Below are 15157 nucleotides of genomic sequence, written 5' to 3' on the forward strand. Positions count from 1 at the left end.
GCTTGACCTGCAGTGCCGCCAACTATATCGTAAGATATGTTTTTCGATATAACGGACGACTGACCCATGCCTCCTCGCCATCATCACGGCCGGCACGGCCACGGACCCGGCGGTCCCTTCGGTGGATTCGGCGGTTTCGACTCCGACGCCGACGGCCTGCGCCGCGGCCGCAAGCTCGGCGCCGACGACCTGCAACTGCTGCTGCTCGACCTGCTGGCCGAGCAGCCCAGCCATGGCTACGAGCTGATCAAGGCGCTCGAAGCGCGCAGCGCCGGCTTCTACAAGCCCAGTCCGGGCGTGATCTATCCCGCCCTGACGTACCTGGAGGAGATCGGCCACGCCGAGGTAGACGTCGACGGCAACCGCAAGTGCTATCGGCTTGCCGAGCCCGGCCGCGAGTTCCTGCAGGCCAACCGCGAGCGCCTGGCGCTGCTGTGGAACGGGTTGCGTCATGCCGCCCGCAAGATGGAGTGGGTGCGCCGCGCGCTTGCCGGCGAGCCGCCGCCCGAGCCGGACGAGCAGGGCAACGGCTGGCTGCCGGAGTTCGTGCAGGCGCGCATGGCGCTCAAGCGCGCGCTGCTGCTGCGCACCGATGCCTCGCCGGCCGAACAACGGCGCATCGCCGACATCCTGCTGCGCGCCGTCGCCGATATCGAAAACACCGAGGCAGCCGCCGTGCCGCCGCGTCCCGCCCGACCACGCCAACCGAGGTAATGCATGTCCGCTACCGATCGCGCCAATACCGCCAATACCGCCAATACGGCCAATACGGCCAATACGGCCAACACCGGCGATACCGCCAGTCCGCTCGATAGCCGCGGCGCCGCCGCGCTCACCGTCGAACGCGTCCGCCATCCGCTGAAGTTCCGCCACATCCAGGTGGTCCGCACGCAGCGGCTCTCACCGGCGCTGCTGCGCGTGACCTTCACCGGCGACGACCTCGCCGACTTCGTCTCGGCCTCGTTCGACGACCACATCAAGGTGTTCCTGCCCGCGCCCGGACAGCAGCGCCCGGTGCTGCCCGAGATGGGACCCGACGGTCCGATGTTCCCCGAGGGACAGCCGCGCCCGATCGCGCGCGACTACACGCCGCGCCGCTACGACGCCGCGACGCGCGAGCTCGATATCGAATTCGTGCTGCACGGCGACGGTCCCGGCGCCAGCTGGGCGGCGCAGGCGCAGCCGGGCCAATGGCTGGGCATCGGCGGGCCGCGCGGTTCCTTCGTGATCCCGTCGGCGTTCGACTGGCACCTGCTGATCGGCGACGAAGCGGCGCTGCCCGCGATCGCCCGCCGTCTCGAGGAATTGCCCGCCGGCAAGCGCGTGGTGGTCGTGGTCCAGGTCGAGGATCGCGAGGCGCGTCTCGATCTGCGCAGCAATGCCGACTGCGAACTGCATTGGCTGTATCGCGCCGAAGGTGACGAATTGCTGACGACGCTGCGCCGGCTGGAATTGCCGGCCGGAGAGGGCTATGTCTGGGCCGCCGGCGAAGCCGCCGAGATGCGCGCGGTGCGCGCTTGCCTGGTTGACGAGCGCGGCATCGACAAGCGCCGCATCCGCGCGTCGGCCTACTGGAAGCACGGCGCGGTCGGCGTGCACGAGACGCTCGACGACTGAGCCCCGCGCAGGGCTGGGGCGCTCCGGCTCAGTGCGAGCCGGCGTGTCCGCTCTGACGATGGAACTGCGTATGCCGGTAGAGCCCGTACAGGCTGGTCGCGGTGAAGCCGAGCTGCTGCACGAACAGGCCATAGGTGCCGGTCACCAGCGCGAACACGCTCCACACGATGTTCGAGCACAGGTACGAAATCCAGCCCCAGCGCGACGCCTTGTTGTGCAGCGCCACCAGCAGCGAGCCGCTCATCGCGAGCGCGCAGCCCGACCATTCCAGACCATTGAGCACCATCGGCAGTTGAGCGGCAGCGAGATCCATCGCGCTATGTCTCCTTTTTTTTGTGTTCAAGTTTTGCATACAAAGCGTAGGCGGAGCTTACCGCCGAAGCGCGGCGCGAGCAAGAGGGGAGAAACGCTCGGCACAAGCTGCGGCGCCCCAGCGGGCCGATGAGAGCGTCATCGCGTTTGCGCGATAGCCGTGGACGCGCGCCCGTAACCCGATTAACATCGTTGCCGGCGGCACTGACAACCGCCAACGTCGCTCGGACGGTTCCGGGCGCTTACGTACAAGGACAACCATGTCAGCCATTCCGGCATCCCCGGGCTCGAGCACTTCGGGCCAGCGCCGCTTCGCGCGCATCGATCGTCTTCCCCCCTACGTCTTCAATATCACCGCCGAGCTCAAGATGGCCGCGCGCCGTCGCGGCGAGGACATCATCGACATGAGCATGGGCAACCCCGATGGCGCGACGCCCGCGCATATCGTGGCCAAGCTGACCGAGGCGGCGCAGCGCCCCAATACCCACGGCTATTCGACCTCGCGCGGCATCCCGCGGCTGCGGCGCGCGATCTCGCACTGGTATCGCGAGCGCTACGACGTCGAGATTGATCCGGAACGCGAGGCCATCGTGACGATCGGCTCGAAGGAGGGGCTGTCGCATCTGATGCTGGCCACGCTCGATCGCGGCGACACCGTGCTGGTGCCGGACCCGAGCTATCCGATTCACATCTATGGGGCGGTGATCGCCGGCGCCGATATCCGCTCGGTGCCGCTGATTCCGGGCGTCGACTTCTTCGCCGAGCTCGAGCGCGCGATCCGCGGCAGCTATCCGAAGCCCAAGATGATCGTGCTGGGCTTTCCGTCCAACCCGACCGCGCAATGCGTCGAGCTCGATTTCTTCGAGCGCGTGATCGCGCTGGCGCGCAAGCACGACATCCTGGTCGTGCATGACCTGGCCTATGCCGACATCGTCTTCGACGGCTGGAAGGCGCCGTCGATCCTGCAGGTGCCGGGCGCCAAGGAGATCGCGGTGGAGTTCTTCACGCTGTCCAAGAGCTACAACATGGCCGGCTGGCGCATCGGCTTCATGGCCGGCAACGCCGACCTGGTGACGGCGCTGGCGCGCATCAAGAGCTATCACGACTACGGCACCTTCACGCCGCTGCAGATCGCCGCGATCGCCGCGCTCGAAGGCGACCAGCAGTGCGTGCGCGAGATCGCCGCGCAATACCAGTCGCGCCGCGACGTGTTGGCGCGCGGCCTGAACGAAGCCGGCTGGCCGGTGGAGCTGCCGAAGGCGTCGATGTATATCTGGGCGCGGATTCCCGAACCGTATCGCGCGCTGGGCTCGCTGGAGTTCGCCAAGCAGCTGCTGGAGAAGGCCAAGGTCTCGGTATCGCCGGGCATCGGCTTCGGCGACTTCGGCGACGACTACGTTCGCTTCGCGCTGATCGAGAACGAATCGCGCATTCGGCAGGCGGTGCGGGGCATCAAGGCGATGTTCCGCGCCGATGGGCTGGTCGCGCCGGCCGCGCATGAGCCGGCGCGCGGGGGCGGGGCGAAGGGGTAGGTCGTCGCGCCCGCGCGAGCGGGGGAATCAGCAAGTCAAGGCGGGCGATGCCAACGGGTGCCGCTCCCCTTGCCACGGCGATACGAAGAACCGGCGTACCGCATCGGGATCGACCTCGTCATGGCTGCCGACCCGCCAGTGCGGGGTCTGGTCCTTGTCGACGATCAGCGCGCGCACGCCCTCGATGAAATCGCCGTCGGTGAAGGCGTGGCAGACCACGTCGAGCTCCATGCGAAAGCAGTCGGCCAGGTCCAGCCGGCGGCCGCGCAGCAGCAGTTCGCGCGTGACCGCCGTCATCAGGGGCGAGCGCCCGCGCAGCAGCATGGCGGTCTTGGCGGCCCATTCGGCCCATTCGGCCCTTTCGGGACCATCGGAGCCACCGGTGCGGTCGGCGTCATCGGCTCGGTCGGCACCATCGGCTCGGTCGGCGCCATCAGCTCGGTTGGCCCGGTCGGCTCGGTCGGCCCGGTCGGCTTGGTCGGCGCGATCAGCTCGGTCGGCCCGGTCGGCGCGCTCCGCCCGGTCCGTGCAGCAGGCATCCTGCTCGCCCGCGAGCCCCTGCAGGATCGCCGCCGGCGTCGCGTCGGCGCGGAAATGCCGCAGCAGGGCGGGCAGGACCTTCAGCAGCGGGGCGTCGGCCGCGGTGACCGGCGATGCGGGGACCAGCGCGCGGCGCAGGGTTGCGAGCACCGTGTCGCCGTTGCCGGGCCAGGCGCAGCCGGACCAGTCGATGCTGGCCAGCGTCGCCTCCAAGTCCGCCAAGGCGGCGCTGTCGACCGCGACATCCGCGAGCCCGCACAGCAGCGTGTCGGCCGCGCCGAGCGTCACCCCGGTCAGGCCCACATAGAGCGCCAGCTCGGGCGTCATGCGCGACAGGAAGTGGCTGGCGCCGACATCGGGCACCAGGCCGATGCCGGTCTCCGGCATCGCGACGCGCGCGCGTTCGGTGACGATGCGCAGCCGCGCGGCCTGCGCCAGCCCCATGCCGCCGCCCATCACAATGCCGTCCATCAGCGCGACCACCGGCTTGGGATAGCGGTGCAGTTCGAAATCGAGCTGGTATTCGTCGACGAAGAAGCGGCGGTACAGCGGTTCGCCATCGTTGCCGCCACGCCCCGCCATGTCGTCGCGATAACTGTCGTACAGCGCGCGGATATCGCCACCGGCGCAGAACGCCTTGTCGCCTGCGCCGCGCAGCACCACGGCGACGACATCGTCCCGCGATGCCCATTGCCGCAGTCGTTCGCGCAGCGCCAGGATCATCGGATACGACAGCGCATTGAGCTGGCGCGGCCGGTTCAGCGTGACCAGCCCGACGCGATTGATGACGTCGAAGCGGACCTCGTCTGTGCCCTTGGCATCCACCGCGTGCGGCATGGTTTCGGCCCTTGCGTTCACGCCGTCCCTCCATCGGCATCCAGGTATTGCCGAATCACGCCCGAGAAATCGAGCTGGCCATCGCCGCGCTGGCACATCGCCTGATACAGCTGCTGCGCCAGGGCGCCGAGGAACAGCGGCTGCCGCACCGCGCGCGCGGCATCGTTGGCCAGCCCCAGGTCCTTGAGCATCAGCTCGGCGCCGAAGCCGCCGCTGTAGCCGCGCGCGGCCGGCGCGGTGTCGATCACGCCGGGGTAGGGGTTGTAGGTGTCGGAGGACCAGCAGCGCCCGGTCGAGGTGTTGACGATGCCGGCCAGCACCGTGGTGTCGATGCCGAGCCGGGCGCCAAGCGCCATCGCCTCGGATACGCCGATCATCGAAATGCCCAGGATCAGGTTGTTGCAGATCTTCGCGACCTGGCCCGTGCCGGTGTCGCCGCAGCGGACCACGTTCCTGCCCATGCCGGAGAGCACCGGCTGCAGCCGCTCGAACAGCGCCGCCTCGGCGCCGACCATGAAGGTCAGCGTGCCGGCCTGCGCGCCACCGGTGCCGCCGGACACCGGCGCGTCGGCGAACGGATTGCCCTGACGCGCGGCCAGCGCGGCCAGTTCGCGTACCGTCGCCGGATCGATCGTGCTCGAATCGACCAGCGGCACGCCGGGACGCACGCCGGCCAGCACGCCGTTCTCGCCGGTGTAGACGCCGCGCACATGGGCCGCGGCCGGCAGCATCGTGATCACGATATCGGCTTCCGCGGCCGCCTGCCGCGGCGAATCGGCGCCGCTGGCGCCGGCTTCGCGCAACGCGGCCAGCGCCTGCGCGTTCAGGTCGAATACCGTCAGCGTGTGGCGGGCCTTCAGCAGGTTGCGCGCCATCGGCGCGCCCATGTTGCCCAGGCCGATGAAGGCGATATGCATCGAGGTCTGCTGCATCGAGGTCTCCTGTGCGTTGCCGGTTTCAGCGCAGCGCGATGGTGGTATTGACGCCCTGGTTGACGGTCTCGTCATCGAACCAGCGTGCCGTCACGGTCTTGGTCTGCGTGTAGAACTGCACCACCTGCTTGCCGTAGGGGCCGAGGTCGCCCAGCTTCGAGCCGCGCGAGCCGGTGAAGCTGAAATACGGCACGGGCACCGGAATCGGGATATTGATGCCGACCTGGCCGACGTCGATCTCGCTCTGGAACTTGCGCGCCGCGGCGCCGCTCTGCGTGAACACGCCGGTGCCGTTGCCGAAGGGGTTGCGGTTGACCAGCGCGATCGCCTCGTCGAGCGTGTCGACGCCGATCACCACCAGCACCGGCCCGAAGATCTCCTGCGTGTAGATCGACATCTCGGTGGTGACGTCGGTAAATACGGTGGGCCCGATGAAGTTGCCGTCCGGATAGCCCGGCACGCTCACCTCGCGGCCATCGAGCGCGAGCGTCGCGCCTTCCTTCACGCCGGCCTCGATCAGGCCCAGGATGCGCTGCTTCGCCGCGACCGACACCACCGGTCCGACATCGGTGCCGGGCTCGGCACCGGCGCCGACCTTCAGCGTGCGGGCCTTGGCGATCAGCTCGGGCACCCAGTCGCGTGCCGCGCCGACCAGCACCGCCACCGACGTCGCCATGCAGCGCTGGCCCGCCGCGCCGAAGGCGGCGCCAACCAGCGCGTTCAGCGTCTGCTCCTTGTGCGCGTCGGGCAAGACCACGGCATGGTTCTTGGCGCCCATCATCGACTGCACGCGCTTGCCGTGGCTGCCGGCCAGGTTGTAGACGTGGGTGCCGACCGCGGTCGAGCCGACGAAGGACACTGCCTTGACATCGGGATGCGTGCACAGCGCGTCGACCACGTCCTTTGCGCCATGCACGACGTTCAGCACGCCGGGCGGCACGCCCGCTTCGAGCGCGAGCGCCACCAGGTCCATCGTCGACAGCGGGTCCTGCTCGGAGGGCTTGAGCACGAAGGTATTGCCGCAGACGATCGCCATCGGGAACATCCACAGCGGAATCATGGCCGGGAAATTGAACGGCGTGATGCCGACGCACACGCCGATCGGCTGCTGCAGCGTGTAGGTGTCCACGGTCGCCGCCACGTTCTCCGCAAAGCCGCCTTGCTGCAGCGTGCCGATCGAGGCGGCGTGCTCGACCACCTCGAGGCCGCGGAAGATGTCGCCCTCGGCGTCGGACAGCGTCTTGCCCTGCTCGGCGGTCAGCATCGCGGCGATGCGCTTGCTGTGCTCGCGGATCAGCGCCTGGTACTTCAGCATGATGCGCAGCCGCGCGCCGATCGGCGTATGGCGCCAGCTGGCGAAGGCGCGCTGCGCCGCGCCGACGGCGGCGTCGACCTCGGCCTGCGTGGCCAGCGGCACGCGCGCCAGCACCTGCTGCGTGGCCGGATTGACGACCTGGCGGTATTCGGTGGCGGCCGATTCGACCCATTCGCCGTTGATCAGCAGCTTGACTGTCGGAATCGCGGTGTCGGTGGCGGGCTGTGTGGTCATGGTGTCTCCATCGTTTGTCTGGTCGTGCAAGTCGTCAGGAAAGGCGAGGCGCGAACTACAGCGAGCGGGCGATCAGCATCCGCTGGATCTCGCTGGTGCCTTCGTAGATCTGGGTGATGCGCGCGTCCCGGTAGTGCCGCTCGACCGGGTAGTCCTCGAGGTAGCCGTAGCCGCCATGGATCTGCAGCGCCTTGGAGCAGACCCGTTCGGCCAGTTCCGACGCATACAGCTTGGCCTGCGAGGCTTCGGACAGGCAGGGCTGGCCGTCGCTGCGCATGCGCGCGGCGCGATGCACCAGCAGGCGCGCCGCGTTCAGCTCGGTCGCCATGTCGGCCAGCATGTTGGCGATCGGCGCATGCTCGCGCAGCGGCCGGCCGAACTGCACCCGTTCGCCGGCATAGCGGCAGGCGGCATCGAAGGCCGAGCGCGCGATGCCGATCGCCTGCGCGGCGATGCCGATGCGGCCGCCTTCGAGATTCGACAGCGCAATGCGCAGGCCCTCGCCGGTGTCGCCGAGCAGCGCGTCGTGCGGCACGACGCAGTCCTCCAGCGTGATCGCACAGGTGTCCGAAGCACGGATGCCGAGCTTCTTCTCGGGGGCATGGACGTGAAAGCCCGGCGTGTCGGTCGGAACGAGGAAAGCAGACAATCCGCGCTTGCCGCGCTCCGGTTCGGTCGCGGCGAAGACGATGGCGATGCCGGCGCGCTGGCCGTTGGTGACGAACTGCTTGTTGCCCGACAGGACCCAGCCGTCGTCGGTCGGCCGCGCGCGCGTGCGCAGGTTGTGCGCCTCGGAGCCGGCCTGCGGCTCGGTCAGGCAGAACGCGCCGATCAGCTCGCCGCTGGCCAGCGCCGGCAGATAACGCTGCTTCTGCGCCTCGCTGCCGTAGTGCAGGATCGGGCCGCAGCCGACCGAGCTGTGCACGCTCATCAGCGTCGCGCAGGCCGCGCAGCCGGCGGCGATCTCCTCGATCGCCAGCGCGTAGGCGATGTAGTCGGTATAGGTGCCGCCCCATTGCTCGGGCACGATCATGCCGAGCAGACCGAGCGCGCCCATCTCGGCGACGATCTCGTCGGGCAGTTGGCCGCTGCGGTCCCATTGCGCGGCGTTGGGCTTGAGCCGTTCCTCGGCGAAGGCGCGCGCGGTGTCGCGGATCATGCGTTGCTGCTCGGTGTATTCGCTGTACATGGCGCTGTGGTCGCGTGGTTGCGGGGTCGTCGTGGTGCGTCGTCGTGGTGCGGTCGTGGAATGACGGCAGTGTAGAAAGGCGATGCCGGCGCGCGCTATGCCAAAATCCGCCAACTGTGCTGAACTGATTTGCCACTGCCCGCCGCTTGCCGTGACGGCGGCAGCCGGCATCCCGACCACCTTACGGATCGTCTCCATGCCTTTGCTGTTGCGTCCCGTTACTGCCTCGCGTGCCGATGGAAAAAGGTAGCGTCGCGATCTGCTTTGTCCACCATGCGATTTCCGGGCTGCGCTCGCGCGGCATCGATCCGGAGCCGGTGCTGCGCGCCGCCGGTATCGCGCCGGCGATGCTGGCGGTCGCGCAGGCGCGCGTGTCCGCGGCGAGCTACAGCGGGCTGTGGCTGGCGGTATCGGCGGCGCTTGGCGACGAGTTCTTCGGTCAGGACTCGCGCGCGATGAAGCCCGGCAGCTTCGCGCTGCTGTGCCATGCGGTGGCCGGCAGCCGCACCGTGGGGCAGGGGCTCGACCGCGTCGCGCGCGGCTTCGGCCTGCTGCTCGACGATATCGGCGTGCAGCTGCTGCGCCGCTACGATGGCGACGCGCCCGGCGCCGGCCCCGAGCGCGCCGCGCTGGTGCTGACCGAGCCATCGCGCCGCCACCCCGGCGTGTTCGCGCAGGAGACGCTGCTGATCATGCTGCACGGGCTGATGTGCTGGCTGGCGCGGCGGCGCGTGCCGGTGCGGCTGGCCGCCTTCCGCTATCCCGAGCCCGACTACAGCGCCGAGTACCGTGTCATGTATTCGCGCCAGCTCGCGTTCGATGCGCCTTGCTCCGCGCTGATCTTCGACGCCGCGTGGCTGGAACATCCAGTGCGGCACGACGAGCGCAGCGTCAAGGCCTTCCTGCGCGACGCGCCCCATAACGTGGTGGTCAAGTACTCGGACCGCAGCAGCGTGGTGGCGCGCGTGCGCCGGCTGCTGCGGCAGTCGCGGCCGGATGCGTGGCCGACCTTCGAGGCGCTGGCGGCGGCGCTGCATCTGTCGGCCTCGTCGCTGCGGCGCAGGCTGATGGAAGAGGGCGCCACCTATCAGCAGCTGAAGGACGAATTGCGGCGCGACCTGGCGATCGAGGCGCTCAGTCATACCGACTTGCCGATCACCGAGATCGCCGCCGAGATGGGGTTTGCCGAGCCCGGCGCCTTCCATCGGGCGTTCCGGCGCTGGACCGGGCTGCGGCCCGGGGTTTATCGCGGCATGCATGCCGCCGCGGACTGAGGGCGCGGCGCGGCGGACGGGATCAGTGCGGCGCGTCGGCGCGCCGGTCGCCGGTGTCGGCGCCGCGGTTCGCGCCGTTGTTCACGCTGCCCTTCGCGCTGGCATCGACGGCCGCGGCGGCGTCCTGCCGCGCGCTCTCCAGCACGCGCCGGATCATCGCCGTCGCCAGTTCCTGCTCGCCGAGAAACACCTCGCCGACGCGGTCCTTCAGCAGCAGCGCGGCCTCGTCCTCGCTGTGCGTGCGCACCAGGATGCGGATCCCGGGATTGAGCGTGCGGGCGATCTCGACCATGCGCCGCACGCCGACGGTATCGGGCGTGGCGATCACCAGCATGCCGGCGCGCGCGATATGGGCCTGGATCAGCACGGACGGTTCGGCCGCATCGCCCGATACCGCCGGCACGCCTTGCGCGCGCAGCGCCTCGACGATCTCCCGGTTCTGGTCGGCCACTACCACCGGCACGCCATGCGCGCGCAGCGCCCCGACGATACGGCGGCCGACACGGCCGTGGCCGACCAGCACCACCTGCCGCGTCAGCAGCGCCTGATCGACCGTCGCCGGCAGCTCGGCCAGCGGATCGGCGCTGCGCTCGAGCTTGCGCGCCAGTTCGGAGCGCGCGCGGATCCAGCGCTGCAGCGGCTCCACGGTGCGAAACACCAGCGGATTGAGCGCGATCGAGATCAACGAGCCGGCGAGCACCAGATTGTGTCCCTGCGGGCTCAGCATGCCGAGCGTGACGCCGAGCCCGGCCAGGATGAACGAGAACTCGCCGATCTGCGCGAGGCTCGCCGACACCGTCAGCGCGGTGTTCAGCGGATAGCGCATCGTCAGCACCAGCGCAAGCGCGGCCAGCGATTTGCCGACGATCACGATGGCCAGCGTGGCAACGACCTGCAGCGGCGCGTCGAGCAGCACGCGGGGGTCGAACAGCATGCCGACCGAGACGAAGAACAGCACCGAGAAGGCGTCGCGCAGCGGCAGCGTCTCCTGCGCAGCGCGATGGCTCAGCGCCGAGCCGCGCAGCACCATGCCGGCGAAGAAGGCGCCGAGCGCGAACGAGACCCCGAACAGCACCGCCGAGCCGTAGGCGATGCCGACCGCCGCCGCGACCAGGCACAGCGTGAACAGTTCGTTGGAGCCGGTGCGGGCGACCTGCCAGAGCAGCCATGGAAACACGCGGCGGCCCACCAGCAGCATCAGCGCGATAAAGACCGCGACGCGGCCCAGCGTGGCGCCCACCGTCGCCCATAGCGACGCGCCGGCATCGGGCGGCACGGCGCCGTTGCCGCCCGCCGCGATGGCCGCGGCCTGGCCCGACGGCACGGTGCCGAACACCTCGGCCAGCGCGGGCAGCATCACCAGCACCAGCACCATCACCAGATCCTCGACCACCAGCCAGCCGACCGCGATCCGGCCGTTGACGGAATCGAGCGTGCCGCGCTGCTCCAGCGCGCGCAGCAGCACCACGGTGCTGGCGACGGACAGGCACAGGCCGAACACCAGCGCGTCGGCCAGCGGCCAGCCCCATAGCCGCGTCACGCCGGCCCCGAGCGCGGTGGCGAAGGCGATCTGCACGATCGCACCCGGCAGCGCGATGCCGCGCACCGACAGCAGGTCTTCCAGCGAGAAGTGCAGGCCGACGCCGAACATCAGCAGCATCACGCCGATTTCCGCGAGTTGGCCGGCGAGCGCCATGTCGGCGACGAAGCCCGGCGTGGCCGGGCCGATCACGATGCCGGCCAGCAGATAGCCGACCAGCGCCGGCGCGCCGAGGCGAGCGCAGATGAAGCCGAAGACGAGCGCCAGACCGAGGCCGGCGGCGATGGTGGTGATCAGGCTGACTTCATGGGGCACGGGCGGCTCGCAGCGAAGTGATCAGGGGTGATCGGGGGATCGGTGGCGCAACGGTCTGCAGTCCATGATAGCAAGCGGATGCGGCCGGGCTCCCCGCACGGGCGGCAACGGGGCGTCGTTTACACTGTCGCCTTCGCTCGTTTTCCAAAGATCGCGGTCCCTCCTGCGGTTCGTTTCCGCGGGCTGCCCGCCGTTCCCGCTTCATGTCCCAGCCGTCCCCCGCACCCCATCAGATCGATCTCGTCGTCTATCCCGGCTTCAAGGCCATGGAGGCGGTCGGACCGATGACGGTGTTCGACTATGCCAACCTGCAGCTGGCCCGGCGCGGCCAGCCGCCGGCCTATCGGACGCGCATCGTCTCGACGCGTGTGGGCCCGGTGCGTTCGGACACGCTGATGACGCTGGAGGCCACCGCGCGGCTCGACACGGTGCTGCTGCCCGACACCGCGGTGATCGTCGGCGCGCGCGATATCGAAGGGGCGTTGCAGGAAGCGGGGGAGATCGTGCCGTGGGCGCGCGCGGTGGCCCCGCGCATCGGCCGGCTGGTGGCGCTGTGTTCGGGATCGTTCTTCCTGGCCGCCGCCGGTCTGCTCGACGGCAAGCGCGCGACCACCCACTGGAGCGTGGCGCCGCTGCTGCGGCAGCGCTATCCCGCGGTGGCGGTCGATCCCGATGCGATCTTCGTGCGCCAGGGCCGGCTGTGGACCTCGGCCGGCGTCACGGCCGGCATCGACCTGGCGCTGGCCATCGTCGAAGAGGACCTCGGACGCGAGATCGCGCTCGATCTGGCGCGCGAGCTGGTGGTCTTCCTGAAGCGTCCGGGCGGCCAGTCGCAATTCAGCGTGCATCTGGCCAGCCAGACCACCGGCCACGCCGGCGTGCGCGAGGTCCAGGACTGGATCCTGCGCGACCTGACCCGCGCGTTCACGATGAGCGAGATGGCGGCGCGGGCCGCGATGAGCGAGCGCAATTTCCGCCGTGTGTTCGCGCGCGAGACCGGGGCGAGCCCGACCGCTTTCATCGAATCGGCGCGGCTCGAAGCGGCACGCCGCCTGCTGGAGCAGGGCGAGCTGCCCCTGAAGGCGGTGGCCGCGCGCAGCGGCTTCGGTTCCGACGAAGCGCTGCGGCGCGCCTTCCTGCGCCATCTGGGCATCACGCCGCGCGACTATCGCCAGCGGTTTGGCGCGGCGGCGTAGCGCCCAAGCACCCAAGCACCCAAGCACCAAAGCGCTCAAGTACCGAAGCGCTGAAGCACCGCAGCGCCCAAGCACCGCAGCGCCCAAGCACCGCAGCGCTCAAGCACCGAAACGCCGAAGCGCCTTCCACCGCCCGGTCAGCCGTCCTGCAATTGCGCCGCGTGATGGCGCAGATGGTCCTCCATCCACGTGGAGATGAAGTAGTAGCCGTGGTCGTAGCCCTGATGCCGCCGCAGCGTCAGCGGCTGGCCGACCGCGGCGCAGGCCGCCTCGAAGGCCTCGGGATGCAGCTGGTCGGCGAGGAATTTGTCGGCCAGCCCCTGATCGATCAGGATGCCGCCGGGGAAGGGCGCGGTGGGCTGCGCCTGCATCAGCGCGCTGGCATCGTACTGCAGCCATTGCGCGCGATCGTCGCCGAGATAGCGGCTGAACGCCTTCTCGCCCCAGGGACATTGCGACGGCGCGGCGATCGGCGCGAACGCCGACACCGAGCGGAAGCGCTCGCGATGGCGCTGCGCCAGCACCAGCGCGCCGTGGCCGCCCATCGAATGGCCGAAGATGCCGATGCGCCGCGGGTCGGCGCCGAGTTCGCCGACCACCCGATCGTAGAGCTCGCCGGCGACATAGCTTTCCATGCGCCAGTGCGCGTTCCACGGCGCCTGCGTCGCGTCCAGATAGAAGCCCGCGCCCGCCCCGAAGTCCCATTCGTCCGCCTCGCCCGCGATGCCGGTGTCGCGCGGGCTGGTATCGGGCGCAACCAGGATCAGGCCGAGCTGCGCGGCGAGCCGCTGCGCGCCGCCCTTGATCATGAAGGTTTCTTCGGTGCAGGTCAGGCCCGCCAGATAGATCAGGGCCGGCCGCGGCGTGCCGACGCCGGCCAGCGCCGCGGGCGGCAGGAAGACCGAGAAGCGCATCGGCAGGCCGACCGCGGTCGATGCATGCCGGTAGAAGCGCTGCACGCCGCCGAAGCAGCCGTGCTCGGAGAGCAGTTCGAGCATGAGCGTCGCGCCTCCGGCCTTAGTACAGCACCACCGAACGGATCGACTCGCCGCGCTTCATCAGGTCGAAGCCCTCGTTGATCCGCTCCAGCGGCAGCGTGTGCGTGATCAGGTCGTCGATGTTCAGCTTGCCGTCCATATACCAGTCGACGATCTTGGGCACGTCGGTGCGGCCGCGCGCGCCGCCGAAGGCCGAGCCCTTCCACTCGCGGCCGGTCACCAGCTGGAACGGACGGGTCGAGATCTCGGCGCCGGCCTCGGCCACGCCGATGATGATCGATTTGCCCCAGCCCTTGTGGCAGCACTCCAGCGCCTGGCGCATGACCTTGGTATTGCCGATGCATTCGAACGAGTAATCGGCGCCGCCGTCGGTCAGCTGCACGATATGGTCGACCACGTTCTCGACCTCGTTCGGATTGACGAAGTGCGTCATGCCGAATTGGCGCGCCAGCGCCTCGCGGTTCGGGTTGATGTCGACGCCGATGATCTTGTCGGCGCCGACCATCTTCGCGCCCTGGATCACGTTCAGCCCGATGCCGCCCAGGCCGAACACCACCACATTGGCGCCGGCCTCGACCTTCGCCGTGAACAGCACCGCGCCGACGCCGGTGGTGACGCCGCAGCCGATATAGCAGACCTTGTCGAACGGCGCGTCGTCGCGGATCTTGGCCAGCGCGATCTCCGGCACCACGATGTGATTGGCGAAGGTCGACGTGCCCATGTAGTGGAAGATCGGCTTGCCGTCGAGCGAGAAGCGCGAGGTGCCGTCCGGCATCAGGCCCTTGCCCTGGGTCGCGCGGATCGCCTGGCACAGGTTGGTCTTGCGCGACAGGCAGAACTTGCACTGGCGGCATTCGGGCGTGTAGAGCGGGATCACGTGGTCGCCCGGCTTCAGCGAGGTCACGCCCGGGCCGACCTCCGTCACGATGCCGGCGCCCTCATGGCCGAGGATGGCGGGGAAGATGCCCTCGGGGTCCGCGCCCGACAGCGTGTAGTAGTCCGTATGGCAGATGCCGGTGGCCTTGATCTCGACCAGCACCTCGCCGGCGCGCGGTCCGGCCAGGTCGACTTCCTCGATGGTCAACGGGGCGCCTGCTTTCCAGGCGACGGCGGCTTTGGTTTTCATGGCGGCTTTCCTAAGGTGGCGACGCGCGGGGCGCGTGGCGGGTTCGATCGATGGCGGACGCGGGGCCGGCAGCAGCGGCAGCAGCGGCAGTAGCGGCATCGCGCGTTATCGCACGGCACCGCGCGGCACCACCCAGCACCGCTCGGCTCCACGGGGTTCGGCCGACACTGTAATGCCTGCGGCATCGGCACGGCGGGGCA

At 69.5% G+C, this 15157-nt stretch carries 13 protein-coding genes; 5 read left to right on the forward strand and 8 right to left on the reverse strand.

Translation table 11 applies throughout. The features are described 5' to 3' along the window. Positions 1 to 66 precede the first annotated feature (66 nt). Together F1599_RS13730 and F1599_RS13735 are read left to right on the forward strand one after the other, a co-directional pair. A complete protein-coding gene (locus F1599_RS13730) occupies positions 67 to 714 on the forward strand; it encodes a PadR family transcriptional regulator (protein WP_150083430.1) in 648 nt (215 codons plus the stop codon). A gap of 3 nt (positions 715 to 717) precedes the next feature. Further along, positions 718 to 1617, forward strand: coding sequence for a siderophore-interacting protein (locus tag F1599_RS13735; RefSeq protein ID WP_223819629.1), 900 nt, complete (start codon positions 718 to 720; stop codon positions 1615 to 1617). Positions 1618 to 1645: 28 nt separating this feature from the next. On the opposite strand, the gene F1599_RS13740 is transcribed toward F1599_RS13735, so the two are convergent. Next, positions 1646 to 1930, reverse strand: a complete 285-nt coding sequence (locus F1599_RS13740; protein ID WP_149318124.1) for a nicotinamide mononucleotide transporter — start codon at positions 1928 to 1930, stop codon at positions 1646 to 1648. A gap of 259 nt (positions 1931 to 2189) precedes the next feature. Here F1599_RS13740 and alaC point away from each other — a divergent pair, with 259 nt between their 5' ends. Beyond that, a complete protein-coding gene (gene alaC, locus F1599_RS13745; RefSeq protein WP_150083431.1) occupies positions 2190 to 3461 on the forward strand; it encodes an alanine transaminase in 1272 nt (423 codons plus the stop codon). 27 nt (positions 3462 to 3488) lie between these two features. Here the strand turns inward: alaC and F1599_RS26235 are convergent, their stop codons facing one another. Genes F1599_RS26235 through F1599_RS13775 form a run of 4 tightly spaced genes read right to left on the reverse strand, consistent with a single transcriptional unit; the run spans position 3489 to position 8508 of the window. Beyond that, positions 3489 to 4838, reverse strand: coding sequence for an enoyl-CoA hydratase/isomerase family protein (locus tag F1599_RS26235; RefSeq protein WP_223819654.1), 1350 nt, complete (start codon positions 4836 to 4838; stop codon positions 3489 to 3491). 17 nt (positions 4839 to 4855) lie between these two features. Further along, the gene (gene mmsB, locus F1599_RS13765; RefSeq protein WP_150083561.1) at positions 4856 to 5755 is read right to left on the reverse strand and encodes a 3-hydroxyisobutyrate dehydrogenase; all 900 of its coding nucleotides are present in this window, start codon (positions 5753 to 5755) and stop codon (positions 4856 to 4858) included. A 40-nt stretch (positions 5756 to 5795) separates the two neighbouring features. After that, positions 5796 to 7319 carry a CoA-acylating methylmalonate-semialdehyde dehydrogenase gene (locus F1599_RS13770; protein ID WP_150083432.1) on the reverse strand — a complete coding sequence of 508 codons (1524 nt, stop codon included), beginning with the start codon at positions 7317 to 7319 and terminating at the stop codon, positions 5796 to 5798. 55 nt (positions 7320 to 7374) lie between these two features. Then, the gene (locus F1599_RS13775; protein ID WP_149318127.1) at positions 7375 to 8508 is read right to left on the reverse strand and encodes an acyl-CoA dehydrogenase family protein; all 1134 of its coding nucleotides are present in this window, start codon (positions 8506 to 8508) and stop codon (positions 7375 to 7377) included. Positions 8509 to 8744: 236 nt separating this feature from the next. Here F1599_RS13775 and F1599_RS13780 point away from each other — a divergent pair, with 236 nt between their 5' ends. Next, the gene (locus tag F1599_RS13780) at positions 8745 to 9782 is read left to right on the forward strand and encodes an AraC family transcriptional regulator (protein WP_150083433.1); all 1038 of its coding nucleotides are present in this window, start codon (positions 8745 to 8747) and stop codon (positions 9780 to 9782) included. A 22-nt stretch (positions 9783 to 9804) separates the two neighbouring features. On the opposite strand, the gene ybaL is transcribed toward F1599_RS13780, so the two are convergent. Next, positions 9805 to 11637, reverse strand: coding sequence for a YbaL family putative K(+) efflux transporter (ybaL, locus tag F1599_RS13785; RefSeq protein WP_150083434.1), 1833 nt, complete (start codon positions 11635 to 11637; stop codon positions 9805 to 9807). A 203-nt stretch (positions 11638 to 11840) separates the two neighbouring features. On the opposite strand from ybaL, the gene F1599_RS13790 reads away from it, so the two are divergent. Continuing rightward, positions 11841 to 12833, forward strand: a complete 993-nt coding sequence (locus tag F1599_RS13790) for a GlxA family transcriptional regulator (RefSeq protein ID WP_149318130.1) — start codon at positions 11841 to 11843, stop codon at positions 12831 to 12833. A gap of 137 nt (positions 12834 to 12970) precedes the next feature. Here F1599_RS13790 and fghA read toward each other — a convergent pair whose 3' ends face one another. Beyond that, the gene (gene fghA, locus F1599_RS13800) at positions 12971 to 13831 is read right to left on the reverse strand and encodes an S-formylglutathione hydrolase (protein WP_150083435.1); all 861 of its coding nucleotides are present in this window, start codon (positions 13829 to 13831) and stop codon (positions 12971 to 12973) included. 19 nt (positions 13832 to 13850) lie between these two features. Further along, entirely contained in the window at positions 13851 to 14957 is a 1107-nt protein-coding gene (locus F1599_RS13805) for an S-(hydroxymethyl)glutathione dehydrogenase/class III alcohol dehydrogenase (RefSeq protein ID WP_150083436.1), read from the reverse strand. Positions 14958 to 15157: the final 200 nt, after the last annotated feature.

This window comes from Cupriavidus cauae (genome assembly GCF_008632125.1).
Lineage (GTDB): Bacteria > Pseudomonadota > Gammaproteobacteria > Burkholderiales > Burkholderiaceae > Cupriavidus > Cupriavidus cauae.